This window comes from Pseudomonas sp. CCI1.1, assembly GCF_034348165.1.
Lineage (GTDB): Bacteria > Pseudomonadota > Gammaproteobacteria > Pseudomonadales > Pseudomonadaceae > Aquipseudomonas > Aquipseudomonas paracarnis.
The window spans coordinates 232,073-256,669 of record NZ_CP133780.1; the positions used below are offsets into that span (position 1 = coordinate 232,073).

Genomic DNA, 24,597 nt, shown 5'->3' on the forward strand with positions numbered 1-24,597 from the left:
TCGACGTGAAAAAACTTGCTCTTCACAACAATAAAATTTCCCGCTGGGCGCCCTTGGCCCTGGCCGTTGCCATCAGTACCGCACAGGCTGCCGAGGGCATCCACATTCGTGCCCAATCCCTCGGCGCAGCCTTGAGCCAATTGGGCCAGCAGACCTCGCTGCAAGTGTTCTTCAGCCCCGATATGGTGGCTGGCAAGCAAGCTCCCGCGGTCGATGGCAACCTCTCGCCCGAACAAGCCCTGCGGCAATTACTGCAAGGCAGTGGCCTGGATTACCAGATTGACGCCGGCTCCGTGACCTTGCGTCCGGTGCGCAGCGGCACCGGTGAAGCGGGCTCACCGCTGGAACTGGGGGTCACCGATATCAAAGTGGTGGGCGACTGGCTTGCCGACGCCGATGCCGAAGTGGTGCAGAACCACCCCGGTGCGCGCACGGTTATTCGCCGCGAGGCCATGGTAGAGCAGGGCGCGATGAACGTCGGTGATGTGCTGCGCCGTGTGCCTGGCGTGCAAGTGCAGGAATCCAACGGCACCGGCGGCAGTGATATTTCCCTAAACGTCGGTGTGCGCGGGCTGACGTCACGCCTGTCGCCGCGCTCCACCGTGCTGATCGACGGCGTACCGGCTGCATTCGCTCCCTACGGCCAGCCACAGCTGTCGATGGCGCCGATTTCTGCCGGTAACCTGGAAAGTATCGACGTTGTCCGTGGCGCGGGTTCGGTGCGTTATGGGCCACAGAACGTCGGCGGCGTGATCAACTTCGTAACCCGTGCGATCCCGCAGGACTTCTCCGGGGAAGTCGGCACCACCCTGCAAACGTCTGCCCACGGGGGCTGGAAGCATGTGGAAAACGCCTTTATCGGCGGCACGGCCGACAACGGTATCGGTGCCGCGCTGCTGTACTCCGGGGTCAATGGCAACGGTTACCGCAACAGCAACAACGGCAACGACATCGATGACGTGATCTTCAAGACCCACTGGGCGCCGACCGATCAAGACGATTTCTCGCTGAACTTCCACTATTACGATGCCAGCGCCGATATGCCCGGCGGCCTGACCCAGAAGCAGTTCGATGCCAACCCGTACCAATCGGTGCGTGACTGGGACAACTTCAGCGGGCGCCGCAAGGACATCTCCTTCAAGTACATCCGCCAGATCGACGACCGCACCCAGGCCGAAGTGCTGACTTACTATTCCGACAGTTTCCGTGGCAGCAACATTGCCAACCGCGACCTCAAGACCCTCAGTTCCTACCCGCGCACCTACTACACCTTCGGCATCGAGCCGCGTGTGTCCCATGTGTTTGACCTGGGGCCCAGTACCCAGGAAGTCAGCGTGGGCTATCGCTACCTCAAAGAAGGCATGCACGAGGAGGCCACCAGCCTGAACCTGGTCAACAACGTACCGACGCCGGGCGGGCAGAGCGACGGTCACGTGTATCAGGACCGCACGGGGGGCACTGAAGCCAACGCCTTCTATATCGATAACAAAATCGATATTGGCAAATGGACCATCACCCCGGGCATTCGCTTTGAAGATATCCGTACCGAATGGCATGACCGCCCAGTCGTGGCCCTGAACGGCAAGCGTACAGAGGAAAAACGCCGCGAGGTCCACAACAACGAACCGCTGCCGGCGCTGAGCGTGATGTACCACGTGTCTGAAGCCTGGAAACTGTTCGCCAACTACGAAACCTCCTTCGGCAGCCTGCAGTATTTCCAACTGGGCCAGGGCGGTACCGGCGACCAGACGGCCAACGGCCTGAACCCGGAAAAGGCCAAGACCTACGAGGTCGGTACGCGCTACAACGACAGCGTCTGGGGCGGCGAAGTGACGCTGTTCTACATCGACTTCTCGGATGAACTGCAATACGTCAGCAATGACGTAGGCTGGACCAACCTCGGCGCCACCAAGCACAGCGGCATCGAAGCATCGGCCCATTACGACCTGTCCAACCTCGACCCGCGCCTCGACGGCCTGACCGCCAACGCGGGCTTCACCTACACCAAGGCCACCTCCGAAGGTGATGTGCCGTTCAAGGGCCGCGACCTGCCACTGTATTCCCGCCAAGTGGCGACCCTGGGCCTGCGTTACGACGTCAACCACTGGACCCACAACCTGGATGTCTATGCCCAGTCCGGCCAACGGGCGCCAGGCACCGGAACCACCTACATCACCCAAGGCACCGCGGATGGTCAATACGGTGATATCCCAGGGTATGTCTCGGTCAACGTGCGCAGCGGTTATGACTTCGGCGCGCAGTTGTCGAACCTGAAGCTGGGTGTGGGCGTGAAAAACGTCTTCGACCAGCAGCATTACACGCGCTCCAGCGATAACAATGCCGGCTTGTACCTGGGCGAGCCTCGCACCTTCTTTGTACAGGCAAGCGTCGGGTTCTGATCTGTCGTCTCTGGGGAAAATCGCAACCTCAGGGGGGCGATTTTTTTTGCCTGGGCAAAGCGCTCCGCGCACTCATTGCTGCAAGACCACACTCTGTTTCCTACATCACCACAGCACAGATTATGGCTGGATCAGGAACTGATTCCGACGCAAAACCACACATGGGAAAGCTGATGGGCTTCGACACTGCGTTGGAGCGACAAGCTGAAAATCGCCCACTGTATGGAGAAACTTATGTCGGTATCGATGTTGGATACACCCGTCTCTGCTTCATCAACGCCTGACCTTTCACAGGCCAGCGCCAAGGCCGAGGTCAAAAACACGCGCCAGGCTGCACCTTCCTTCAAGGGCCAGAATGCTGCCCATGTGAATTTTCAATCGGGGGACAACAAAGCCGGGCCGGTATTCGGTAACCCCCAGGCACCCACCTCCGCAGCTGACGTGCGTGGACATCACCACAGACCACCGGCGATGCAGAATTTCCTGGGCCAACTCCCGCACTGGATCAGTCATTGGTTCTTCGGACATCGGCCGTCTATGCATCCTGGCTGTGGGCATCCGCCGCCAAAGCCGAACCCAGGTTGCAGCAACCCGCCACCCAGGCCGAACCCCATTGGGAGTAATCCGCCACCGAGGCCGGACCCCACTGCAGGTCGGCCGTATCCGCCCGCCCCCGGCAGGCCTGATCCGCAGTACTCGCTGAAAAATAGAGAAGAGCTGGCGCAGCAGTTGCGCGATAACTTCAATGCCTTCAGAGACCCGAAGAACCCTGGTTCCATTAGCGTTGACAGCATTCTTGCAATGGCAAAAAGAGGGTGGTCGCCCAACCCCGTCATGAACGAGAACATTCGCCTGGCCAATGAACTGCTACGACGTCCGGAACTGATGGCCGCATTGGACCGGCACGGTTCCACGGGCGCTTTGGATGGCCTGATCGACCGGCACAGCCTGAACGCGGTAATCAAAGGAGAAAACTACTTCAAGTACAAGAGCGACAAGGAACTGGCCGGTGAGCTGCTTGAGCATTTCGACGAGTTGAAAAACGGGAGCGGGGGCTCAAGCCTTAAAATCCGCGACCTGAAAAAGTGGGCCTGCCAGCCACTTACCGGCGACGCAGCCAAGGACCATCTGATTCAGTTATCCCAGGAAATAATACGCAAGCGCAGTGATCTGCTGGAGAAAATGGATAACCGCGCCAGTAAAGATGACGACGGGAAAATCAGCCGTACAGGACTGTACTTGTTGTCCCGCTGACCGCTCTTCAGGCGCCGCCTCTCGGGGGCGGCGCCAGTCCAATATGTTTCAAGGAACGAATTACGCCCATTTGCCACAGAGGTGATACTTGCGGTTGTAATTCGACCCGCCGCTTTTCAGATTCTGAATGAGGGAAAACATATGACTTCAGCCTCGTTTAATTCTTCCCCAAACGGTCCCATCGACCTGTTGCGCAGTACCCAACGTACAAGTCCACCAGTATCCAAGGAGCGCGGCCCCTCGCGTAGCTTCCCTTTTGCGTCGACGGAATATGAGGCAGAAGCACGGCGTATGAAGGCTTATGCCGGCGAGCGTAGATTCCAGGCGCCCGTGTCGGACGACTTTTCCCGGGGCATGCTGGCAGACCCGCAGGTCAGGGGGGAGGGCGCCGATTCGTTGAACGACACGGGGTTGATCAATTGCCTGGCAGGCTGGTGGCGTAGGCGCAAGCTGGGTTAACCGCGGCTGACCACGGTTTTACATATTGTCATTGGTAGGTATCGTTGACTCGGAACTGCCGAGTTCCTCCAACCACACATGAGGTGCCTGCCTGGGTAGAGTCCATTCGTTGATTTTGCCCATCAAGGTAAAAATCACCCTGCGGATATGCATCTGAAAAGTGTTGGAGAAAACCCATGACAATCGAGGGTGTATTACCTTCCGGACGGCCTCTGCCCCCCGACAAGCCGGCCGTATACTCAACTACGTCATCAGCGGCCATCCACCCTGAGACCTGGCATCAGCCCCCTTCATCGACGTCGGGCGAGGGGTCGCGCAAGCCTTTTCTTTTACGCGGAACATTGTCCGCTCTACGCCATCGTGACTTGCAGAACTTTCCCATTGGGCGGGCCAGTGGTACCCCGCCGGGTGCTAGCTCAACGGACAACCAACTGGCGAAGGCCCTGGAAAAATCCTTCGGCCTGCTGCACTCCTTTCTGAATGATGGGCGCTTGACGTGGATGTCTTTGCAGCGGATCGCCGTTCATCCTATGGGTGAAAGCGAGGCGTTGGACGGCGTGATTCAGGTCGTCGGGGAAATGCTCAAGCGCCCGCGGTTAAGTGACGCGATCTTCAGTCGTGACGGCGATATCACCCGTGACAGCCTCCGCGCGGCGGCCCAAGCGTTGCAGGGGAACAGCTCGGCAACCGAGTTCAGTCAGGACCCGTTTCATGCGCAAGGCAATGCGCAGGTGGTGGAGGCGCTACAAAGCCAGTTTCCGCTGTTGAGAGACAAGGCCATGGACCGAACCTACCTGTTTGAACCGCATCAGTATGTTGAAATAGCCAGGCTGCGGGAGGTCATGCAGGACCCGCATGAGGTTGATCAGCAGGGCGCGCCGGTGCTGGATGCGTCCACGGGCATGCCCCAGTCCAAATACAGCGAACTCTGTGTCTACACCGCGAAGAACATTATTGAGCGTCCAGGTTTGCTGCCTTCGTTGGAGCGCGCCAATGGCACACGACTATTTGGCCCGCCTCACAAAGAGGGGTGGCTCAGCAACAAAAGCCTCGAACGGTGGCATGAGCAAGACGCCGCACGCAAGGCACGCTGAAAGGCAAGCTACACCTTGAGGACTTTGCCGCTGATGGCCACCGCCGCCAGCAATACGGCGATCAGGATGAAGGCAGTGCTCAAGCTGCTGCCGTGGGCGATAAAACCAATCACGGCGGGGCCGGCGAGAATGCCGGCGTAGCCCAATGTGGTGATGGCAGGCACTGCAATATGCTCCGGCATTACCGTTTGCTTACCCACGGCGGTGTACAGCACCGGCACGATATTCGAACACCCGGCCCCCACCAGCGCATACCCCAGCAGCGCAGTTTCCCACGCAGGCAATAGCGTCGCGAGGAGCAAGCCGGCACAGGCCAGCGTGCCGCCCATCACGATGACCCGCGTGGGGCCCAGGCGTCGAACAATCGCATCACCGGTCAGGCGTCCAGCGGTCATGGTCAAGGCAAATGCCGCGTAGCCCAGGCCGGCGTAAGCCTCATCCAGGCCGCGCTCGGCGCTGAGGAACACAGCGCTCCAATCCAGTACGGCGCCTTCAGCCAGGAACACGATGAAACACAGGCAACCGATAAACAACACCACACCATGGGGCACTGCAAATGCCGGCCCCGAACTTTCACTGCCATAAGGCAGTAAGTGCGGTGCAGCCTTCAACAGCGCGGCCAGTGTAATAACCACCACCACCAGGGTCGCCTGCAATGGCGACAGGCCCAGGCCCAGCAACCCCGCAACCCCCGCAGCGCCGACAATGCCCCCCAGGCTGAACAAACCATGGAAACCCGACATCATGGTTTTGCCACTGGCGCGCTCAACGATCACCGCTTGCAGGTTCACGGTGGAGTCCACGGTGCCCAGGCCTGCGCCAAACAGGAACAACCCGGCAATCAGCAACGGGATGGAACTGACGGTGGCCAGCATCGGCAGGGCCAGGCAGATCATCAGTGTCCCTGCGCTCAGCACGCGTCGGCAACCGTAACGCGAGGCCAGCGCGCCCGCTGCCGGCATTGCGATGATCGACCCCACCCCCAGGCATAACAGCAGCAGGCCAAGGGTGCCTTCATTCAGGTTCGCACGCGCCTTGGCGTACGGCACCAGCGGCGCCCAGGCGGCGATACCAAAACCTGCGATAAAAAAAGCGATGCGGGTCGACATCTGCTCCAGTCGCCCGGGAACCACGGGGGCAGGAGTGGGAATGGCAGTCATGGAAAATCCTTGGTTTGGCGTTCAACGAACGATGTCCGGCGCGACATCCTTGCATATCAGGCTCTCTTGAGCGAATCGGGTTCCGTTGGTGTTCAGGATTAAAGGTACGGGGTGCAAGCCTCATTTTTTTACAAACACGGAACGCTTTGGTGGCCGGTCACCACGTAGAAATGATCGAGCCTGTAGGAGGTGGGCTGGAAGGTGTGTAATCCCTGCAGGAGTGGCTGAACCCCAGGTTTCTTGTGGCGGATTACCACCTTCCAGCTCACTTCCCACAGACCGGCCGTTGTGTAATACGCTGCTGTCCCGATAGTAGATAAGTGAACGGACGAACCGATGAAGAATTTCCGGTTGGCGTGGTTATGACCCGATTCTACGACGCGCGCGGCAATATCTATGGGGTGGTCAGCCCCGCCTATTTATGCCGCCAGGGTATTGCCGTGCCCGACACTGCCGGCTTGGCTGCGAGCACGCGTAAGGCGTGGGCCGCATCGGCGATTGCGTCGGAATGTGGTTGGGGTTCGTTGCCGCGTCCTGCTGGTGCCAAGGCGCATCGCTGCGATGGTTTGTTGGTCGGGCCATTTCAGGCCCAGCCACCGTTTGATCTGCTGATCATCAATACCGACGGCTCTCTCGCCGAACGCAGTGGCAATGGGCTGACTATCTTTGCCCAAGCGTTGACCGACCAGGGTTTGCTGGTCCATGGCAGCGAGTTGCGGGTGTATCACGACAAGCCGGATGCGGTATCGCCCGTAATCACCTGTGTCGAGCCGGCTGAGCATGAACAGGTGCCAGGCTTCTGGCTGGCCTTGGGCCGGCCCGAGTTTGGCCCCTTGGCGGTGGGGGCGGTTGGCGTGAGCCCGGTGGCTGTGGGGCGGCATGAACTCAGTCATGTGGCAGCCTTGACGTCGCTCAATCCGCAATGGGGGAGCAGTCAATTTGTCCGGGTTGGCAACCCCCATTGTGTGACGCTGGTTGAGCAGGTTTCGGCATTGCCAGGCTGTGACACGATGCATCAGTCGGTACTTTTCAAGCAGTTGAAGGCCATCGCTTTTGCACCGCCGGCAGGGTGCGGCCAACCCTGTGTCGGTGGGGTCAACCTGCAATGGGTTGCTCGAGACGCTGGCAATCGAATCATCGCACGCGTATTTGAGCGAGGAGAGGGGCCTACGGCGTCCTCGGGGACCAGCGCCAGTGCAGTGGCGTGCGCGGCATGGCGAGCAGGTTGGGTTGAGGGGGGCGACGTAGCGGTGGTAATGCCGGGTGGCACGGCGCCAGTGCGCTTGCAGATCGAATCAGGAGACGTGCTGAGTGTTAGTCTTTTCGGGACAGCGCAATTAAAAGTCTGAACATCGGAAATGACTGATGCCTTAAATAAGCGTCAGCCGTTTCCTTAAAACTCAGTTAAGAGAGTACAAGCCGCAGTCAGAGTTTGCCTCTAATTATTAGATGATTTTTTGGCTGTATTTATATTCTGTAAAAGACACTTCCATCTTTGCTGTACGAAACTTCTTTATTATTTCTGAAGGGCCGAAAGTCGCCTGAAATCGCTAAGCTTTAGCGCATTCAGGTGCTTTTTCTCAATCCAAATGGCGTTGACGAGGGAAAGCTGTTCAAACGAAAAGTTGAAGACGGGTAACAAAGGATGGTTAACGCGTTTGTTTCGTCACGTTTCAAATTGGTCCTTGCAGGTATAAAGACAGATTTTCAGATAGTGGCATTCAAAGGCAGCGAAGCCCTCGACCAGCCCTACTTTATACAGGTGCAGTTAGTCAGCGAAGACCCCTTCCTTGACCTGGAGGCATTGCTTCATCAACCCGCCTATCTGCACTTCGGCGAAGCAGGTCAGGGCTTGCATGGGCAAATCTTTGCCATCGGTCGGGATGATCCCGGTATGCGGCTCGCCCTTTATCACCTGACACTGGCGCCACGTCTGGCATCCCTTGCCTATCGTTGCGACCAGCGGGTTTTCCAGCAGCGCAGCGTACCGCAGATCATTGTTGCGGTCCTCGAACAGCACGGCATCTTCGCCGACGCCTATGCCTTTGAGCTCGGGCCGGTGGTGTATCCACCACGCGCCTTTTGCGTGCAGTACAGGGAGTCCGACCTGCATTTCATCCAACGGCTGTGTGAAGAGGAGGGCATTCACTATCACTTTCGTCACAGTGCAGAGAATCATCTGCTGGTGTTTGGTGATGACCAGACGGTGTTTCGCCGGTTGCCGGTACAGCGTTATTGTTCCTCGGCTGATCCATCGCTTGGGGCCCCGGTCGTCCAACGTTTCGACCGGCGCCTGGTCACGCGCAGCCGGCGCACCGTACGTCGTGACTATGACTTTGAGCACCCTTCGTTTCGCCTGCATGACCAAGCCGGTGCCGGGCCGGCGGATCCTTTGGAAGACTATGGCTACCCTGCTGGCTTTACGAGCCATGCACGTGGTGCGAAGCTGGCGCGACGCAGCCTGGAGCGTCACCAGCGTGATCGCCATCGAGTGCTGGGCAAGAGCGATCAACCGGCGCTATGCAGTGGCCACTTCCTTGAACTGTGCGATCACCCGGACCCAGCCTGCAACGACTTATGGTTGCTGACCTCGGTGCGTCATGAGGGTTACCAGCCGCAGGTGCTGGAGGAGTCGATCGTTGATGCCAATGGGTTCCAAGGCTATCGCAACCGGTTCACTGCAACCCCCTGGCGCGCAGTGCATCGACCTGCCCTCAAGCACCCCAAACCGACGATCAGTGGCAGCCAGACCGCGACGATAACCGGGCCTGCCGGCGAGGACGTGCACTGCGATGCCTATGGCCGTGTGAAGGTGCGCTTTCATTGGGATCGCGCGGACAAGGGCGACGAGACGAGCAGTTGTTGGCTGCGCGTGGCGTCCGGTTGGGCGGGTGATGGGTTTGGCGCCATGGTCATTCCACGGGTGGGCATGGAAGTGCTGGTGAGCTTTTTGGAGGGCGACCCGGACCAACCCCTTGTCACCAGTTGCCTGCCCAATGCATCGCACTTGCCGGCGTACGCTTTGCCGCAGCACAAGACACGCAGCGTACTGCGTAGCCGCAGCTCGCCGGGCGGCGGAGGCGCCAACGAGTTGCACTTGGAAGACCGGCGCGGCGAAGAACTCATCTACCTGCGTGCCCAGCGTGACCTGGAGCAACGGGTGGGGCATGACAGTCGCCTGGAGGTGGAGGGCGATAGCGTGACTCGCGTTGGCAAGAGCTTGTTGATCGAAGCCGGGCAGCAGGTTCATCTCAAGGCCGGCGCCAGCCTGGTGATAGAGGCCGGCGCACAACTGAGCTTGAAGGCAGGCGGGGAACACCTGGTGATGCAAGCCGGCAGTATTTCCAGCAGCCGGTCCATCACTCTGGGCGGTTCGCCGTCTGCAAGCCGTTCGGTGAACCCATCAGGGGTTGCCGGCACGCAAATCTCTGCTGTGCAAAACGTCATCATGGACTTGGCCAAGCAACTGGGCGCCGACTTTTGCCCTCTGTGCGAAGGCTGCCGCGAAGGCCTGTGCGATATCCCAGGGAGGGCGGCCTGATGGACAGCTTGCTCCATTGTTGGATGGCCCAACAACAGCAGAGCGGACACCCATTGTGCCTGATGCTTGATGGTAACCACGAGGCTCGCCAACGCCTGATGGCAAACCGTGCTCCGTCGCACTATTGCAACCTCTACAGCGAGACCGCTGCGGCGGAGTTGGCGAATACAGGCCCGCTCATACTGTTACTGGAACAACTGAATGAGCCTGCCTTGGCCGACCTGTTGCTACACCCCGAGTCGAACTGGGGCTGGCTTGCCAGCCTGTCGGCCAGCGACCTGGTGGGTGTGGCGCGCCATTGGAGCGAGAGACTGCGGGTGGCGCCAGAAGGCCGTCAGGTGCTTTATCGCATTCACGACAATCGCACCCTGGCCCGTGCCTTGGCCCATCTGGGCAAAGAGCATTGGCCCGCCTACCTCGGACCACTGATCAGCGTGTGCTATTGGCATGAAGGCCGTTGGCATCACCACGAAAATCCTGCGCCGGGCGACTACCCTGCGCCTGATCCAGCGCCGTGGCTCGACACACCCAACCCTCACGCCGAAGCCATCCTGCACGCCAATATCCTGCGCTACCTGCTGGCTGAGCACAGTGAAGACCTGGCGGCATTGGTCGAATTCCAAGACCCCAGGATTTGGCTGGCCCAGGTACTGGAGCAGGCACGCAGCTGGCAATGGCGGGAGCCGGCGCAGCTCGAGTTCCTGGTGGTACGCCGGTTGGCAGAGGCGACCGGCAGCAGTGTTATTAATTGGTTACCGAGGATTGGCGAGGCGCCAGGGGAGCATTTTGAACGAGTGATGGAGCAGTGGCACAGCGAGGTAGGGAAAGGTGAATAGGTGGATAGGGTGGGTGCTGGTGGTTATTACGGGTGCGTGGCTTTCGGGGTGTACGGGGAGGACGGTGGAGCGTTTTACATTGGAGGTGGATTTGCCGGCGCAATTTGAACTTAAAACGGCTGCCAACTACCGGCCCGCAACGGGTGAGACCTGCACCTTGCCTCGGCGGCGAGGCAAAAGACCTGAGCGAAAAGTCTTTTTTACAGACTACAAGCCTGTAGCGAGCAGCGTGAGTTATGAGTTGCCATTGACTGAAACGGTAGAGGGTTGTCCGTTGGTACTACGCAGTGTGGAGTTTGACTTCTATGCGAAGTGGGGGACGCGGAGTACGGATGTGGGCGGGAATTTCGGGAGTATTTCCATTCGCGACCGTTTGGAGGCCGACCTACCTGGGATGCCCGAGTCGGGTGTGCAGGAAATACGTGGGCAATGTAAATGGCACTTTCGGACGGTCGGGCCTTTGCACGCGATTAGAAAACTTCTGATCTGCAATTCATTGGATTCGATGGGCAATTTGCAAGAGTCGCGGGTAGGGGGCGTGGCGCAACGTCCGCAATTACCGGGGAAAAAGCTGAGGTTGGTGCTATCTGTCAGTGAGGATGAGTTACCTGCCTTTGATGATAGGTGGGTAGCTGTGCCGGGTGGATGGCGGCGATGCAGAGGCAAGAGTTTCGAAGACCTTTTTGCATATTGCGCAGGTAACACCACGGACTTCAAACCCATAAAAATGCCGGACGGGCGCATATGCGACGTCTATCCAACATGCCAATAACAAGGACGAATTCATGAAGCTGGATGCATGGAAGCACGCTTTTTTCAGTGAACGAATGCCTGCTTGCGCATTGAAAGGGCACTGGGTAAGTTTTCGTTTAGTCGATATGGCGGGCAATGGAAAAGCCTATGGCGGACAATCATTTTCGGTCCATGACAGTTCAGGGAGGCAGTACGTCGGTAAATTGAATGGTGAGGGTTTTGCCAGTCTGCAGGATTTCTATTGCGGCCCTGTTGTTCTCATGTTGGATGATTTGTATAGCGGGACTGAGGAGCCGTACTACCAGCTAAGAACGCGCCGAACGTACAAACTACCTATCACCGAACTTCAAATTCGCGCTGAGCGAACTTTTTTTGCTAGTGCTGACGGAAGACGCGTTGAGGGGGCGCCTGCCTACCCACAAGCGGATGGAGTTTATCAGGTTGAAGTAAGCGATTTGGTACGCCATAGCGCTCATCTGCCCCGACCTGCTTCGTCAGCTTTGCGACCCAAGCGTCACGCATTGAAAATGATGGCCGATCTGGGCTTCGGCCCGCCTCAGCCCTCATTGGTGGGTATCGTACTGTTCCCCAACAAGCACACCGTTCTAGAAGTACGACCCCTACGGGCGTTACGCCCAATGTTATCCACCGAAGACAGCTTCTGCGCCTTGAACCTATACCAACTGGCATTGTTTGCTGCGTTGAGTTACTGCGATTTTGGGCAGGTCCCCGCAGAAAGACCGTTAGACGAAGTTCGGTTTCCGTTAGATCCGAGCGTTGGAAATTTATTCGCTGAACAGCTTTCGGTGTATCACGAAGCCTGGCGAATTGATCCGAAGCAATCACACCGTTTTTACCCCCTCTACGAAGATATCCCTTACTCCCAACGCTTCGAAATCCTGCCTTTCGATCCGCAGTTGTATCCACAAAATCGCCCGGAACGGAAGGAAGAACAGGAACACCCCGCACGCTTGCACTTTTTCGATGATGAAAAATTCGGTACTGACACCCAGGCTTTCATCACCCACCACGATGAAGCCATCCTGATTTCTGTGCGAGGAACGGTCAGCCGTGCCGACGCATTACGTGACGCCGACGCCCATCAGGTGGCTTTTGAAGGCGGTATTGGAAAAGCACACGATGGTTTTTACCAGGCCTATCGGGCTATGCGTAATTTCGTATTGCAATATCTTGATCAGTTTCACACAGGTCAGCGCATCGTAATTTGCGGTCACAGCCTCGGCGGCGCCATTGCATTGCTGTTGGCCGAAGGACTGCGCCGAACCCCAGACGCCCACTACAACATTCTGCTCTACACCTACGGCGCCCCCCGCGCCGCCGACGCCGAATTCACTGCCGGCGCCTCAACATTGGTCCACCACCGCATCGTCAACCACAACGACCCTGTCCCCAGCGTCCCGGCACCCTGGATGAATACCACCGCCAAGCTCTGGATTCCCGGAGCCATCACGCTATTCAGCCACCCCGTGCCCGGTGGCCTGTTGTTCGCCGCAGGGCTGGTGCGGGTGGGTGGTAACCCTTATCGACATCATGGCGAGCAATATCACTTCATGCCGATCACGCTCCCGGATGGCAGCCACTCCTCGGTGTTATGGAAGCCTGGCTGTGAATCCCTCCAAGAAGCGGGTTGCAACCGCGCATTGCAACTGCAGGGCGACATGCCCGAGCGCGATAATGTGCTGAGGCAGCTGTTTCAAGCCGACCAGCACTTCATGACCACCAGCTACATCCCCGCGGCGTGGGCGACATTGCGCCGCTGGCAACAAACCCTGGAGAGTGAGGGCGCGTTGGTGACTCAGAGGGAGTTCGAGCTGCTCGACCGGGCCTTTGAAGACATGCGCGAGCAACTCCGGGCCAAGCGGCGTGAACTTGCGCTACGGCGCCCTGCCAATGATCGTAGCCATGAACCTACTGATGCCTTGAACGCAGAGATCGACCGGTTGCACACCAGTCGTGAGCGCTTGGCAAGCCTGCGCTGGCGACGCCTGGAAGCCCGCGATGTCTACGGCAGCCATGCCCGTTCTGCACATCTCCAATCGAGCCTCAAACGTTGGTTCAGCCACCGCGAGAATCGTGAGCCGGCCCAATTCGCCAGCATCCCGCCGCCTGCCCACGACGAACAGGCACGGGGGCAAACGCTGGACATCGACTCAATCGTCTAACCCGCGCGGTTACATAAACTCTACCTGCGCCGGTTGCCGCTTCATCAGCACCTTGCCGTTGCGAATCGAGTACAGCGGCAAGCCCTGGCTACGTATGACTTCGTAGTCGCTGTCGGCCGACAGGATCAACAGGTTAGCCGGGCGGCCTGCTTGCAACCCATAACGATCACCCAGGGCCATGGCTTTGGCACTGTTGTCGGTGACCAGGTCCAGGGCGTTTTGCAAATTGCGGTAACCGAGCATATGACAGATGTGCAGACCGGCCTCCAGTACTCGCAGAATGTTGCCGTTACCCAGCGGGTACCAGGGATCGACGATGGAATCCTGGCCGAAACACACGTTCATGCCGGCCTCAAGCAGTTCGTTCACACGGGTGACACCGCGCCGTTTCGGGAAGTTGTCGAAGCGGCCCTGCAGGTGGATGCTTTCGGTGGGGCACGAGACAAAGCTGATGCCGGAATGCCCCAGCAGGCGAAACAGCTTGGCGCAGTAAGCATTGTCGTAGGAACCCATGGCGGTGGTATGGCTGGCGGTCACGCGGGCACCCATGTCGCGGCTGCGGGCTTCTTCCGCTAGGACTTCGAGAAAGCGTGAGTGGGGGTCGTCGGTTTCGTCACAGTGCACGTCCACCAGGCAACCGGTGCGTTCGGCCAGGTCCATGAGGAACTTCACCGAACTCACGCCTTGGTCGCGGGTGTATTCGAAGTGCGGGATGCCACCGATCACATCGGCACCCAGGCGAATGGCTTCTTCCATCAACTCACGACCATTGCGGAAGGACTCGATGCCTTCCTGGGGAAAGGCGACGATTTGCAGGTCGATCAGGTGCGTGCTCTCTTCACGTACCTCCAGCAGGGCCTTGAGTGCGGTGAGGTCCGGGTCGGTGACGTCGACATGGGTGCGCACATGCTGGATGCCATGGGCGGCGAGGGTCTGAATGGTTTTTTTGGCCCGGGCCTTGGTGTCTTCCAGAGTAATGGTGGCCTTGCGTTCGCCCCAGCACTCGATGCCTTCAAACAGCGTACCGCTCATGTTCCAGCGCGGCTCGCCGGCGGTGAGGGTGGCGTCGAGGTGGATGTGGGGCTCGACAAAGGGCGGTATGACCAGGTTGCCGGCGGCGTCCAAGTCGCCGGCCATCAGCGCCGGCTCCCCCGTTTGCGCAGTGATGCTGGCGATCCGGCCGTGTTCCAGGTGCAGATCATGCAGGCCTTCACGGTTGCGCAGGCGGGCATTGATGATGTGCATGGGCAAGTTCCTCTTGGCTAAAAACAATCAGGCAGACAGCCGCCAGATCCTCAGGGCGATACCGATGTCCAGGCGGTCATGGCGCGTAGTATGGCGCTGAGCAGCACATAGGTCAGCGATGCGGCAAAAATTCCCACCAACGGCGCGACCCACGGCGAGTTGAATGCGACCACGGTGCCCACCCCATACGCGATCAGACCTGGCCAATTGAACGCCGGTAAGCGAGCCTCTGCCAAGCGGGGATAGTGGCCGCGATAGCGATAAAAGAAGTCCGCCATGATCACGCCTCCTATCGGCGGGATGACCGTACCCAGCAGGATCAGGTACGGCACCAGCAGGTCGTACATGCCGAACAAGGCGAGCAGGGTGCCGATCACCGCGCCGGCCAGGGTCACGCTCTTGCGACGCTGGGTGCGCAGCAAGTTGCAACCGGCGACGGCGAAGTTGTAGATGGTGTTGTCCTGGGTGCTCCAGATATTGAGCAGCAACATCGCCATCGCCGCCGTGGCGAAACCTTGCAGCAGCAAGACTTCCACTACATCCGGTTGCTGATAGACGATGGCGCCATAGGCCCCGATCAGCACCATCAAGCCGTTGCCGACAAAAAAGCCGATCAGGCTGGCCAGCACCGCAACCTTGGCCGAGCGCGAAAACCGTGTCCAGTTGGTGGCCTGAGTTGCCCCGCTGACAAAGGTCCCGAACACCAGCGTGATGGCGGTGGACAAGTCCAGCTCAGCGCTGGGCACCACCGCCAGCAGCCCCTCCCACCCGCCGACCTTCACGGTGGCGACCCACATCGACAGCGTCAACAGGATGCCCATGGCCGGTACCGCGATGTAGGACAGGATTTCCAAGCCGCGGTACCCCACGTAGGCGGTGGCGCAGAACAGTAAGCCAAATACCACCATCAGCCCCAGCACACTGCCTTGGCTCAATTGGAAATACTTGCCTAATACCACCGCAGCCGTGGCTGTGCCCCAGGCATACCAGCCGATCTGGGTAAAACCGAGGATCAAGTCACTGAGCTTGCTGCCCACTTCGCCAAAGCAGAAACGCCCCATCAACACCGAGTTCAAGCCGCTCTTGAACGCGATGTAACCCAAGCCTGCGGCGTAGATACCCAACAACAGGTTACCCAGGGCCACGACGCCGAGCATATCCATGAAGCTGAACGCTACCCCCAGCTTGCCGCCGGCGAACATGGTCGCGGTAAAAAAGGTGAACCCCAGCAACACCATGGCCGTAGAGGCCAGGCCCTTACGCGCGTGCAAGGGGACTTCGCTGAGAGGGTAGTCGTTGCCGGGTTCTTGCTGCGTCATGGGGGCTGCTCCCTGAGTGGTGACCCAGGTCGTGTGCATCCTGCGTGCCAATGCAGGTGCAGGCAGGTATGGGCTGACGGGAGCAAGCCTTTTATAAGGTCGCCCCCTCCCAATCAGCGCAAAAGCAGTGCAGCGGTGAGCCAAACTGGCTCAGTCGAACAGCGTCTGTGCGGGTTTCCCAAATGGATCAGCCCGCCGGCGCTTCGAAAAAAACCACCCGCAGGTGGTTCTTACTCACCGCGATAGATGCAGCCACTGGTGCACGTCTCGTGGATACGGATCGCACTGAGTTCCGGCAGCAAGGGTTTCAGTTCATTCCAGATCCACTTGGCCAGCACTTCGCTGGTGGGGTTTTCCAGGCCGGGAATGTCATTGAGGTAGTTGTGGTCGAGGCGTTCATAGAGCGGCTTGAAAATCGCTTTGATCTCCGAGAAGTCGCGAATCCAGCCGGTATGGGGATCCAGGTCGCCGCTCAGGTGGATGGCCACCTTGAACGAGTGCCCATGCAGACGCCCGCATTTGTGGCCTTCCGGTACGTGGGGCAGGCGGTGGGCGGATTCGAAGGTAAACTCTTTGAAGATTTCCACAGTGTTTTCAGCTCGGTCAGGTGTCTGGCAGGCGGCGAGTTTAACAGTTTGATCAACCTCTGCGCATACCGCCCCTCGGCCGCAGGCACCCATGCGGTCAAAGGGTTAGCAAACGGTCGCCGAGCTTGCCGTTATCCGCCAATGCCAAAAACTCATCCCCCAGTCGTTGGCTCTCGCTCATGGCAGTTTGCCAATATTTGTTGCGGCCTGGATCATCGCCCATGAAACGCTTGAAGTCGCTGCGGTCTGGCAGCTTGCCGTGGGGCAGGCGGGCCAGGTAGTCCCTGGACGGCGCCAGCAGTAACACATCCTGCAAGCCCTGCTGGTTGCTGCGTCGCCATGGCAGGCCCTTGTCGAACCAGCCGGGGATGACCCGGTCGGTAAAGTGCGGGTACAGCACAATGTCATCGCCGTGGTAGGGCAGGTCGAGGTGGTAATCCAACAGGCCGCCGTCGCGGTAGGTGCCGACCCCGGCACCGGGCAGGTCGCGCACGCCTTGCATGACCATGGGGATCGAGCCGGACGCGAGCAACGCCTGGCGCAGGTTGCCCACGTCCAGGGTGAGGAAGCGCGAGGGGAAATCTTTCAGGGGGTGTACCGGAGGCGCCTGGCGCGGGTCGTGGATGATCAGCCGTTCGAAATGCCGCGACAGCCGTGCGCGGCCCCGCAGATTATCGGCAATCACCGATGACAGGCCCAGCCCCAGCCGCCCACGGTGGTCATCGGCGAGCAATCCGTGGCTCTTGACCACCATGATGTTCAGCCGATAGTCGGGGTTGTCCAGCACCCGCGCATCGCGCCCGGCCAGCAGGTCGTCGAGCATGCGTTGGCAGCTCTGGCTGACTTGCGCCATGGTCACGCCTTTGGCAAAGCGCTGCTCGTTGTACAGGCGGCCCAGGTCGAGCAAACCTTGCACCGGGTCGGGCAGGCAGGCGCTGGCGAACCGCCACGAGCCGATGGACGCGCCGATCAGCGCACGCTCGCGCGGCGCACGGGGCAACCAGTCACCGAACAGCGCCAGGTCCAGCCCTTGGATACCCAGGGCCTTGGGGCCGCCCGCCGCGCCGGGGAGGATACCGACGTCGGCAGGCGCAAGGCCCTGCTCGCGGATGCGGGTGAAGGCGCGTTTGCCGGCCTTGAGGGTCAAGGCCGGGAACTTGATATGGATGGCTGTCATACCGGTCTCTGTTGAGGCGAGCGGGGCAGTATAAGAAATCTCGCAGGCAGTGGGAAAAATGGCTTAACCGGAATTGCCATGGTGGCAATTCAGTTTCAGTTAAGTTGCAGCGCGTACCGTGGCCGGCGTAGGAAAACATCATGTAACGGAGACTTATCATGAAGCGCCTCACTGCCCTGGGCGCCGCCGCTATCATCCTCGTTACGGCGACCCCGGCCGCCGCCGTGGACCCCGACAAGCCACTGATCGTGCCGGCCACTGTTACAATTGTCGCTTTCGATCAATTGGACGCTACGGCCCTGGCCCTTCACCCTGGTTCGACGCTGCTGGACACCGATTTGGATGAGGAATACGGCAAGTACGTTTATGAAGTCGAGCTACGAGATACCGACGGCATTGAATGGGATGTTGAATTGAATGCGCTCACCGGGCAGGTTCTCAAGAATCATCAGGATACGTAATGAAGGTAAATTTACGCGTCGGCAGTCGCGTGGCGCTGGTGCTCATGGTGTTTTGTTCCAGCCTGGCGGCCCGCGACCTCAACCAGGACGAAGCCCTGGCCCTGCGCCAGCAAGGCGTGATCCTGCCATTGGAACAGCTGTTGCAGCAGGCCATGGCGCGATACCCCGGCTCGCGGCTGCTGGAGGCCGAACTGGAAAAGAAACACGGGCAATACGCCTATGAAGTGGAACTGGTGACCACCGAGGGCGTGGTGCGCGAGATCAAGCTGGATGCCACCAATGGCGACCTGATCAAAGATGAGGAAGACTGATGCGCCTGCTCCTGGTGGAAGACAACGTGCCCCTGGCCGACGAACTGATGGCCGGCCTGCAGCGCCAGGGTTATGCAGTCGACTGGCTGGCCGACGGCCGGGACGCCGTGTATCAAGGGCGCAGCGAGCCCTATGACTTGATCATTCTCGACCTTGGCCTGCCCGGTTTGCCCGGGCTTGATGTGCTGGCCCAATGGCGCGCCGCCGCGTTGGCCATCCCGGTGCTGATCCTTACCGCCCGCGATTCCTGGGCCGAGCGCATCGAAGGGCTCAAGGCCGGCGCCGATGATTACCTGAGCAAACCCTTTCACCCTGAAGAGCTGTACCTGCGCATCCAGTCGCTGTTGCGCCGCTCCCACGGCCAGACGAACCAGCCCACCCTGCAAGCCGCCGGCCTGCATTTGGATGAAGGTCGCCAGTGCGTGCTACGCGACGGCGCCGAGATCCAGCTGACGGCTGCCGAGTTTCGTTTGTTGCGCTATTTCATGCTCCATGCCGAACAGATCCTGTCCAAAAGCCACCTGGCCGAACACTTGTATGACGGCGAGACCGAGCGCGACTCCAATGTGCTGGAGGTGCACGTCAACCATCTGAGGCGCAAATTGGGCCGCAGCGTGATCGAGACCCGCCGCGGCCAGGGCTACCGTTTCGGCGCCACCCCGGCATGAGGTCGATCCAGCGGCGCTTGAGCCTGGGGTTGATCAGCGTGATGGTGATCGTCGGCGTGGTGCTGGCGCAAACCAGCCTGTGGTTGTTCGAGGCGGGTTTGCAGCGCTACCTTGAAGCGGGCTTGCGCAACGACAGCGAAAACCTGCTGGTGGCGCTGGTGCGTGGGCCCAACGGCGTGCAGTTGGATGAGCAACGCCTGTCGCCGGCGTACCAACGGCCATTTTCCGGGCATTACTTTCGTATCGACTTTGCCGATGTGCATTGGCGCTCCCGCTCACTGTGGGACCAGGAACTGCCCCGGCTCCCGGTGGCGGGGCTCAAGGGCAACCTGCAACTGGGACCCGAAGGCCAGCAACTGTTGGTGCTGCGCTCGGACTACAAGCGCTTTGGCCAATCGATTTCCATCAGCGTGGCCCAGGACTACACGCCTGTGCGCGAGAGCTTTCGCCTGATGCGTCAGGTCGGCCTGGTGATGGGGCTGGCGGCGCTGCTGCTGGTGCTGATCCTGCAACGGGTCACCGTGCGCCGTGCCCTGCGCCCCCTGGAGACCGCACGTAACCAGATCGCCCAACTGCAACAAGGCCAGCGCTCGCAACTCGATACTCAGGTGCCGCTTGAGCTGGAGCCACTGGTGGCGCAAATCAACCACCTGTTGGCGCACACCGAAGACAGCCTCAAGCGCTCGCGCAACGCCCTCGGCAACCTGGGGCATGCGCTGAAAACCCCGCTGGCAGTGTTGTTGAGCGCGGCCTCCAGTGACGCCCTCAAGGATCATCCGCAACTGAGCCAGTTGCTGCGCGAGCAATTGGAGCAGGTGCAGCAGCGCCTCAACCGTGAACTCAACCGTGCGCGCCTGGCGGGTGATGCGCTGCCGGGCGCGTTGTTTGACTGTGAACAAGAACTGCCCGGTTTACTGGCCACCCTGCGCATGATCCACGGCGAACACCTGGACCTCAGCTACCAGGTGGCGCCGGGCCTGCAACTGCCTTGGGACCGTGAAGACCTGCTGGAACTGCTGGGCAACCTGTTGGACAACGCCTGTAAATGGGCGGACGCCGAGGTACGCCTGAGCGTTAGCGAGACGCCCCAGGGCTATCGGCTGGCGGTGGAAGACGACGGCCCCGGCATTCCCGAGGCCCAGCGCGACCAAGTGTTCAGCCGTGGCGCACGCCTGGATGAGCAAAGGGTTGGCCATGGCCTGGGTTTGGGGATCGTGCGGGATATCGTTGAGGTGTGGGGTGGGGTGTTGCAACTGCAAGAGAGCGAGCTGGGTGGGCTCAAGGTATTGATCCAGTTGCCACGGCGCTAGCATTCACACACCACCGCTCAAAATGTGGGAGCTGGCTTGCCTGCGATAGCATCGACTCGGTTTGCCTGACATACCGAGGTGTCTGCATCGCGGGCAAGCCCGGCTCCCACAGTAAAGCCTTGCTACATTCAGACCCTGAACTGATCCATCAACCCCTGCTGCTGATTTGCCAGGCTGTTCAACGCCTGGCTGACCCGCGCCGATTCATTGGCCTGCTCCGACAACGACTCGGTCACATCGCGAATGGTCGCCACGTTGCTGTTGATCTCTTCGGCCACGGCGCTTTGCTCTTCGGCGGCGCTGGCGATTTGCAGGTTCATATCACTGATCACCGTGACCGCATCGCCAATCTGGCGCAAGGCGGTGACGGCCTGGCCGACCTGTTCGACGCTGCCCTGAGCCTGGCGATAGCTGTTGCCCATGGAGCCGACCACGTCGCTGGTACCGGTTTGCAATTGTTCGATCACCAGGCGGGTTTCTTCCACCGATTCCTGGGTGCGCCGCGCCAGGTTGCGCACTTCGTCGGCGACCACGGCAAAACCGCGGCCGGCTTCACCGGCGCGAGCGGCTTCGATGGCGGCGTTGAGCGCCAACAGATTGGTCTGCTCGGCGATGCCGCGAATCACTTCAAGCACCGAGCCGATCTGTTCGCTGTTGGCGGCCAAGCCCTCTACCTGGGTCATGGCGGTGCTCATGTCGGCGGCGAGCTCGCCAATGTTGGCGGTGGTGCGGTCGATAACCGTCAAGCCTTGACGAGTTGCCTGGTCGGCATCTCGGGCGGCTTGGGCCGCTTGGGCGGCGCTGCGGGCCACGTCCTGGGCGGTGGCGCTCATTTCGTGGGATGCGGTAGCCACCTGATCCACCTGGCGGTACTGCTGCTCCATGCCGGCGCTGGTTTGCGTGGCAATGGCCGCGGACTGGTCGGCAGTGCCGCGGGCGTCCTGCACCGAGCGTTTGACCTCGGCAATGATCGGCTGCAGCTTGTCGAGGAAGCGGTTGAACCAGCCTGCCAATTGGCCCAGTTCGTCCTGTTTGGCGTAGGCCAGGCGCCGGGTCAGGTCGCCTTCGCCGCTGGCGATATCCTCAAGCATGTGCGCCACGCCAAGGATTGGCCGGGTCACGCTGCGCGCCATCAGCCACACCAGGATCAAGCCGACCACGGCGGCGAGCAGGCCCAGGCCCAGTTCTAGCAGGGTGCCTTTGGCGTTGTCGGCGTCCAGCTGGTTTTTCAGCGCTTCGGCGGGGGCGACCAGGACTTTTTCCGGTACATCCAGCAATACGCCCCACGCCTTACCGCCGGGAATCGGCGCAAAAGGCGCCAGTACCTTGAGTTGATGGTCGGTGCGCAGGCTGTGGGTCTGGGTACTGCTGGCCAAGGCACTGGTCAACTGTGCGCCGCTGGCCGGGTCGACCTGCTCCAGGCGTTGGCTGAGTTTGCTGGCATCCGGGCTGTAGCCGGCCAGTAAGCCGGTCGGGCTGAGGATGCTGACCTGGGTCTGGCCGTCGTACAGTTTCTGGCTGGCCTGTTGGCTGACCGCCTGCAGGCTGTTGAGGTTGATATCCACCGACAGCGAGGCGATGACTTTGCCATTGACCATCAGCGGGAACACGATGCTGGTCATCAGCACGTTCTGGCCGTCGATCACATAGAAGTAGGGCTCGATCACGCAGGGTTTGAGAGTCGTGCGCGGGCAGGTGAACCAGGCGTTGGCTTTTTCGCCGCTGGGGCCGATGGAGGTGTCGGCCATGTCGCTCTCGGGCAGTGCCATCGAGGTGATTTTCCCCGGTGTCGGTTGCGACCAGTACAGTGCGAAACGGCCTTTGTCATTGCTGCCTAGTTCTGCCTGGTTGGCGAACAGTTCGTCTTTGCCGTCCAGCGCATTGGCTTCGAACACCAGGGACAGGCCGAGCAGGTCGGGGTTGGCCTGCAGGGCGGCCTTGACCTGGCGGGTTAGGTCTTCACGGGTGTCGAAGGCATCGAGAAAGCGCTTCTCGGCCTGTTCGCGCAAAAACAGCACCTGGCGGGAAAAACCATGGCCGTATTGGTAGGCATCCATGAACTGCTGGCGAATGCCCAGCGCTTGCACTTCGCCTTGGGCCTCGATGCGCGACTGGGCGGCTTCGTCGAGCATCTGCATGCTGGACGCCTTGACCTGCTGGGAGCTCTGCGCCATGCGATACAGCGACAGACCCACCAGCAGGGTCACGATCCCCAGCAGGCAGAGGCCCGCCAGCAGGGTGATTTTCCATTGAATGGAGAGCTGCCTGAGCGACATCGGGACATCCTTACCTGAAAGCACATAGAGACAGCGTATCGGCCAGCGCCTGTAATTCTTTATGCGTGCAGAGGGCTTTGCCTCACCACAGTTTTTGACATGACAGCCCAGCTCCTGCAAAGTGCGCGCCCTCTAATAAGACCTCTTTCAAGCTTGCACGCCGGCAGCTGTTCCCATGGGCCGCGCGCGGGCATGCCTGTCTTTTTTGTTTCTGCTTGAGGTAACCATGATTAACGCAGTCATCGCCGCGGTCGGCACCATGCTGGTACTCAGCCTGTCCCGCGTGCACGTGGTCATCGCCATTATCGTCGGCGCCCTGGTGGGCGGCTTGACCGGTGGCCTGGGTATCGAGGCCACGCTCAAGGCCTTCAACGGCGGGCTGGGCGGCGGCGCAACCGTGGCCTTGTCCTACGCATTGCTCGGGGCTTTCGCCGTGGCGATTGCCAAGTCCGGGCTGGCCCATGCGCTGGCGGACAAAGCCTTGCTGCTGGTGGACCGCCAGGACGCCAGCGGTGGCAACCACGTCAAATGGCTGCTGATCGGCCTGTTGTGGGTGGTGGCGATTGCCTCGCAGAACATCTTGCCGATCCACATTGCGTTTATTCCGCTGCTGGTACCGCCGCTGCTGTATGTGCTGACCAAGCTGCAACTGGACCGTCGCCTGATCGCCTGCGTGATGACCTTCGGCCTGATCACCCCGTACATGTTTCTGCCGGTGGGCTTTGGCAATATCTTCCTCAATCAGATCCTGCTGGCCAACGTCGCCAAGAGCGGGGTGGATATCAGCGGGGTCAATGTCACCCACGCCATGGGCTTGCCGGCGCTGGGCATGGTGGTCGGCCTGCTGGTGGCGGTGTTGATCAGCTACCGCAAAAAGCGTGTGTACGACCTGAAGAAAATCGAGCGTGTCGAGCAAGTGGCGGTGCAGTACAACCCGCTGACCCTGCTGGTGGCCGGCCTGGCGATTGCCTCGGCGTTCATCATCCAGTTGTGGCTGGACTCGATGATCATCGGCGCCCTGGCCGGGTTCCTGATCTTCTCGGTGTCGGGCATCGTGCGCTGGCGCGACACCGATGACCTGTTCACCGAAGGCATGAAGATGATGGCGATGATCGGCTTCATCATGATCGCGTCCTCAGGTTTTGCCGAAGTGCTCAAGGCGACCGGTGACGTGAACTCGCTGGTGCAGGCCTCGGCAGCGTTCATCGGCCATAGCCGGGGCGTCGGCGCGTTGTTGATGCTGCTGGTGGGGTTGTTGGTGACCATGGGCATCGGCTCGTCGTTTTCCACGGTGCCGATCCTCGCGGCGATTTTCGTGCCGCTGTGTGTGCAACTGGGCTTCAGCCCGCTGGCCATCGTGTGCATTGTCGGTACCGCCGGTGCCTTGGGCGACGCCGGTTCGCCCGCCTCGGACTCCACCCTCGGGCCCACCTCCGGCCTGAACATCGACGGCCAGCACCACCATATCTGGGACACCGTGGTACCGACCTTCCTGCACTACAACCTGCCGCTGCTGGCGTTCGGCTGGCTGGCTGCGATGACGCTCTGATCCAAGTGAGCCCCC

Annotated in this window: 20 protein-coding genes and 1 pseudogene; 14 read left to right on the forward strand and 7 right to left on the reverse strand. The window is 60.2% G+C overall.

Annotation, left to right across the window (positions count from 1 at the left end):
* The first annotated feature begins 5 nt into the window (after positions 1-5).
* The 4 genes from RHM69_RS01090 (at position 6) to RHM69_RS01105 (ending at position 5,206) form a co-directional block, all read left to right on the forward strand.
* Positions 6-2,399 carry a TonB-dependent siderophore receptor gene (locus tag RHM69_RS01090; protein ID WP_106111608.1) on the forward strand — a complete coding sequence of 798 codons (2,394 nt, stop codon included), beginning with the start codon at positions 6-8 and terminating at the stop codon, positions 2,397-2,399.
* Between the two features lie 234 nt (positions 2,400-2,633).
* The gene (locus RHM69_RS01095) at positions 2,634-3,653 is read left to right on the forward strand and encodes a type III secretion effector protein (RefSeq protein WP_172832669.1); all 1,020 of its coding nucleotides are present in this window, start codon (positions 2,634-2,636) and stop codon (positions 3,651-3,653) included.
* Positions 3,654-3,944: 291 nt separating this feature from the next.
* Entirely contained in the window at positions 3,945-4,112 is a 168-nt protein-coding gene (locus RHM69_RS01100; RefSeq protein WP_020301887.1) for a hypothetical protein, read from the forward strand.
* A 176-nt stretch (positions 4,113-4,288) separates the two neighbouring features.
* Positions 4,289-5,206 carry a type III secretion protein gene (locus RHM69_RS01105; protein ID WP_238347436.1) on the forward strand — a complete coding sequence of 306 codons (918 nt, stop codon included), beginning with the start codon at positions 4,289-4,291 and terminating at the stop codon, positions 5,204-5,206.
* Positions 5,207-5,214: 8 nt separating this feature from the next.
* Here the strand turns inward: RHM69_RS01105 and RHM69_RS01110 are convergent, their stop codons facing one another.
* A complete protein-coding gene (locus RHM69_RS01110) occupies positions 5,215-6,366 on the reverse strand; it encodes an MFS transporter (RefSeq protein ID WP_014717858.1) in 1,152 nt (383 codons plus the stop codon).
* Positions 6,367-6,728: 362 nt separating this feature from the next.
* On the opposite strand from RHM69_RS01110, the gene RHM69_RS01115 reads away from it, so the two are divergent.
* From RHM69_RS01115 to RHM69_RS01135, 5 genes are all read left to right on the forward strand, one after another.
* Positions 6,729-7,715, forward strand: coding sequence for a diaminopimelate epimerase (locus tag RHM69_RS01115; protein ID WP_073454024.1), 987 nt, complete (start codon positions 6,729-6,731; stop codon positions 7,713-7,715).
* A gap of 296 nt (positions 7,716-8,011) precedes the next feature.
* Entirely contained in the window at positions 8,012-9,907 is a 1,896-nt protein-coding gene (gene tssI, locus RHM69_RS01120; RefSeq protein ID WP_038449673.1) for a type VI secretion system tip protein TssI/VgrG, read from the forward strand.
* Entirely contained in the window at positions 9,907-10,743 is an 837-nt protein-coding gene (locus tag RHM69_RS01125) for a DUF4123 domain-containing protein (protein ID WP_282376562.1), read from the forward strand. Before tssI ends, RHM69_RS01125 begins: the two co-directional genes overlap by 1 nt.
* The gene (locus RHM69_RS01130; RefSeq protein ID WP_371103922.1) at positions 10,736-11,515 is read left to right on the forward strand and encodes a hypothetical protein; all 780 of its coding nucleotides are present in this window, start codon (positions 10,736-10,738) and stop codon (positions 11,513-11,515) included. Before RHM69_RS01125 ends, RHM69_RS01130 begins: the two co-directional genes overlap by 8 nt.
* Before the next feature lie 13 nt (positions 11,516-11,528).
* Positions 11,529-13,679 (forward strand): lipase family protein, encoded by a 2,151-nt coding sequence (locus RHM69_RS01135; protein WP_322255459.1) that lies wholly within the window; start codon positions 11,529-11,531, stop codon positions 13,677-13,679.
* 9 nt (positions 13,680-13,688) lie between these two features.
* Here the strand turns inward: RHM69_RS01135 and codA are convergent, their stop codons facing one another.
* From codA to RHM69_RS01155, 4 genes are all read right to left on the reverse strand, one after another.
* Positions 13,689-14,924: a cytosine deaminase gene (gene codA / locus RHM69_RS01140; protein ID WP_014717864.1), complete on the reverse strand. Its 1,236-nt coding sequence runs from the start codon at positions 14,922-14,924 to the stop codon at positions 13,689-13,691.
* Positions 14,925-14,974: 50 nt separating this feature from the next.
* Positions 14,975-16,243, reverse strand: coding sequence for a cytosine permease (codB, locus tag RHM69_RS01145; RefSeq protein ID WP_019818676.1), 1,269 nt, complete (start codon positions 16,241-16,243; stop codon positions 14,975-14,977).
* A 230-nt stretch (positions 16,244-16,473) separates the two neighbouring features.
* A complete protein-coding gene (gene queD, locus RHM69_RS01150; RefSeq protein ID WP_003190259.1) occupies positions 16,474-16,830 on the reverse strand; it encodes a 6-carboxytetrahydropterin synthase QueD in 357 nt (118 codons plus the stop codon).
* A 97-nt stretch (positions 16,831-16,927) separates the two neighbouring features.
* Positions 16,928-18,007 carry a hypothetical protein gene (locus RHM69_RS01155; protein ID WP_019818670.1) on the reverse strand — a complete coding sequence of 360 codons (1,080 nt, stop codon included), beginning with the start codon at positions 18,005-18,007 and terminating at the stop codon, positions 16,928-16,930.
* A gap of 158 nt (positions 18,008-18,165) precedes the next feature.
* Here RHM69_RS01155 and RHM69_RS01160 point away from each other — a divergent pair, with 158 nt between their 5' ends.
* From RHM69_RS01160 to RHM69_RS01175, 4 genes are read left to right on the forward strand one after another with little or no spacing between them, the layout of a single operon-like run.
* Positions 18,166-18,468 carry a PepSY domain-containing protein gene (locus tag RHM69_RS01160; protein WP_014717943.1) on the forward strand — a complete coding sequence of 101 codons (303 nt, stop codon included), beginning with the start codon at positions 18,166-18,168 and terminating at the stop codon, positions 18,466-18,468.
* Positions 18,468-18,779 carry a PepSY domain-containing protein gene (locus RHM69_RS01165; protein ID WP_003190266.1) on the forward strand — a complete coding sequence of 104 codons (312 nt, stop codon included), beginning with the start codon at positions 18,468-18,470 and terminating at the stop codon, positions 18,777-18,779. Before RHM69_RS01160 ends, RHM69_RS01165 begins: the two co-directional genes overlap by 1 nt.
* Positions 18,779-19,447, forward strand: coding sequence for a response regulator transcription factor (locus tag RHM69_RS01170; RefSeq protein ID WP_019818668.1), 669 nt, complete (start codon positions 18,779-18,781; stop codon positions 19,445-19,447). Before RHM69_RS01165 ends, RHM69_RS01170 begins: the two co-directional genes overlap by 1 nt.
* Positions 19,444-20,757: a sensor histidine kinase gene (locus RHM69_RS01175; RefSeq protein WP_014717944.1), complete on the forward strand. Its 1,314-nt coding sequence runs from the start codon at positions 19,444-19,446 to the stop codon at positions 20,755-20,757. The genes RHM69_RS01170 and RHM69_RS01175 overlap by 4 nt, the downstream gene beginning before the upstream one ends.
* Positions 20,758-20,885: 128 nt before the next feature.
* Here the strand turns inward: RHM69_RS01175 and RHM69_RS30975 are convergent, their stop codons facing one another.
* Positions 20,886-21,641 carry a methyl-accepting chemotaxis protein gene (locus RHM69_RS30975; protein ID WP_370694801.1) on the reverse strand — a complete coding sequence of 252 codons (756 nt, stop codon included), beginning with the start codon at positions 21,639-21,641 and terminating at the stop codon, positions 20,886-20,888.
* Positions 21,642-21,743: 102 nt separating this feature from the next.
* Positions 21,744-23,033: pseudogene (locus tag RHM69_RS30980) on the reverse strand (HAMP domain-containing protein); the annotation flags it as partial.
* A gap of 229 nt (positions 23,034-23,262) precedes the next feature.
* Here RHM69_RS30980 and RHM69_RS01185 point away from each other — a divergent pair.
* On the forward strand, positions 23,263-24,582 hold the full coding sequence (locus RHM69_RS01185; RefSeq protein ID WP_161794324.1) for a Na+/H+ antiporter family protein: 1,320 nt from the start codon (positions 23,263-23,265) through the stop codon (positions 24,580-24,582).
* Positions 24,583-24,597 lie beyond the last annotated feature (15 nt).

Bases quoted from the DNA above. Each gene is read 5' to 3' on its own strand.
- RHM69_RS01095 (WP_172832669.1), top strand. From the start codon at position 2,634: ATGTCGGTATCGATGTTGGATACACCCGTCTCTGCTTCATCAACGCCT.
- RHM69_RS01100 (WP_020301887.1), top strand. From the start codon at position 3,945: ATGAAGGCTTATGCCGGCGAGCGTAGATTCCAGGCGCCCGTGTCGGAC.
- RHM69_RS01105 (WP_238347436.1), top strand. From the start codon at position 4,289: ATGACAATCGAGGGTGTATTACCTTCCGGACGGCCTCTGCCCCCCGAC.
- RHM69_RS01110 (WP_014717858.1), bottom strand. From the start codon at position 6,366: ATGACTGCCATTCCCACTCCTGCCCCCGTGGTTCCCGGGCGACTGGAG.
- RHM69_RS01115 (WP_073454024.1), top strand. From the start codon at position 6,729: ATGACCCGATTCTACGACGCGCGCGGCAATATCTATGGGGTGGTCAGC.
- tssI (WP_038449673.1), top strand. From the start codon at position 8,012: ATGGTTAACGCGTTTGTTTCGTCACGTTTCAAATTGGTCCTTGCAGGT.
- RHM69_RS01125 (WP_282376562.1), top strand. From the start codon at position 9,907: ATGGACAGCTTGCTCCATTGTTGGATGGCCCAACAACAGCAGAGCGGA.
- RHM69_RS01135 (WP_322255459.1), top strand. From the start codon at position 11,529: ATGAAGCTGGATGCATGGAAGCACGCTTTTTTCAGTGAACGAATGCCT.
- codA (WP_014717864.1), bottom strand. From the start codon at position 14,924: ATGCACATCATCAATGCCCGCCTGCGCAACCGTGAAGGCCTGCATGAT.
- codB (WP_019818676.1), bottom strand. From the start codon at position 16,243: ATGACGCAGCAAGAACCCGGCAACGACTACCCTCTCAGCGAAGTCCCC.
- RHM69_RS01155 (WP_019818670.1), bottom strand. From the start codon at position 18,007: ATGACAGCCATCCATATCAAGTTCCCGGCCTTGACCCTCAAGGCCGGC.
- RHM69_RS01160 (WP_014717943.1), top strand. From the start codon at position 18,166: ATGAAGCGCCTCACTGCCCTGGGCGCCGCCGCTATCATCCTCGTTACG.
- RHM69_RS01165 (WP_003190266.1), top strand. From the start codon at position 18,468: ATGAAGGTAAATTTACGCGTCGGCAGTCGCGTGGCGCTGGTGCTCATG.
- RHM69_RS01170 (WP_019818668.1), top strand. From the start codon at position 18,779: ATGCGCCTGCTCCTGGTGGAAGACAACGTGCCCCTGGCCGACGAACTG.
- RHM69_RS01175 (WP_014717944.1), top strand. From the start codon at position 19,444: ATGAGGTCGATCCAGCGGCGCTTGAGCCTGGGGTTGATCAGCGTGATG.
- RHM69_RS30975 (WP_370694801.1), bottom strand. From the start codon at position 21,641: ATGGAGCAGCAGTACCGCCAGGTGGATCAGGTGGCTACCGCATCCCAC.